We start from the raw sequence: 1,090 nt of genomic DNA on the forward strand, positions 1-1,090 counted from the left end.
TCAGTTCTCATATGGTTTAAAGTAATACCATGTCCAATTGTTGCAAATGGATCTCTTGTAAAATAAAGATTTGGCATTGGATCACATACAAATGGGTAAGTGCTATTTACTAAATCATATAATGAATCTCTGTGATAATCCTTAAGTTCTTCTTTTCTAACACCAGCCATCATCTTATCAACCATAGCTTTGTTTTCAAAACTTAAGAAGTATTTAGTTAAAGCTTCTTTTAAAGATTCACTTTCTACACCAGCTTCATCAATAAATTCACTTATGAATTGCTTTTTAACGTTCTCATCAGTTGCAATTGCTTCTGCTGCAAGAACTTCTAAATAAAGAACTTCTACACCAGCATCTCTTAAAGTTTGAGCAAATGCATCATGCTCTTCCCTTGCAATTTTTAAGTATGGAATGTCATCAAATAATAACCTATCTAATAAATCTGGAGTTAAATTTTCAACCTCTTCTCCAGGTCTATGTAGTAATACTGTCTTTAATCTACCTATTTCTGAGGTAACGTTTAAAGCCTTATCTCCCATCATATTATCACTCCTCTTTCTCTTTTGTTCTAATTTTTATTTTTTTATACAATAAATTAATATTGTTTACAACTTAATTATATCCTTCATATTAAACGATTTCAAGGAAATTTATTACAGTGTATGCATAACATTTTTAACTTTATTCATCAAAAAATTATATTACTTTTTATGAACTAACTCTTACTATAATAGACTTATAGTCTTTTGTTACTTATTTAACTTTTAATTTTTTTATAAATAATGTATATTACTTGCATAAAGTCCGAATATGATTATTTATATTTTTTAAACTTTCTGTATTTATTTACTATTTTCTTATTATTTTTTCTAATTTTATTCTTAAATAAGTTATGTTTTTTTATTATTTTTTAATTTTTTTCTTTATTTTTTTAATTTTCTATAAAAATTTCAATAAAAAAGTCAAAGAAATTTGCCAAATTAAAATTTATGTTTTAAATCATGACCACCCGTAAAACGGGTGGTTTGCTCTAGCCCTATAAGGGCATGTTACTGGCTGTGCTACTCGCACATCGAAACGGTTTGCCAAC

The 1,090-nt window shown here is 26.8% G+C and carries 1 protein-coding gene; it reads right to left on the reverse strand.

Going from position 1 to position 1,090, the window contains the following annotated elements:
• On the reverse strand, positions 1-542 hold a 542-nt coding region (locus tag J2S18_RS16385; protein WP_307488436.1), incomplete at its 3' end, for an arginine deiminase family protein.
• Positions 543-1,090 lie beyond the last annotated feature (548 nt).

Source organism: Eubacterium multiforme, from assembly GCF_030813415.1.
GTDB classification, from domain to species: Bacteria; Bacillota; Clostridia; order Clostridiales; family Clostridiaceae; genus Clostridium; species Clostridium multiforme.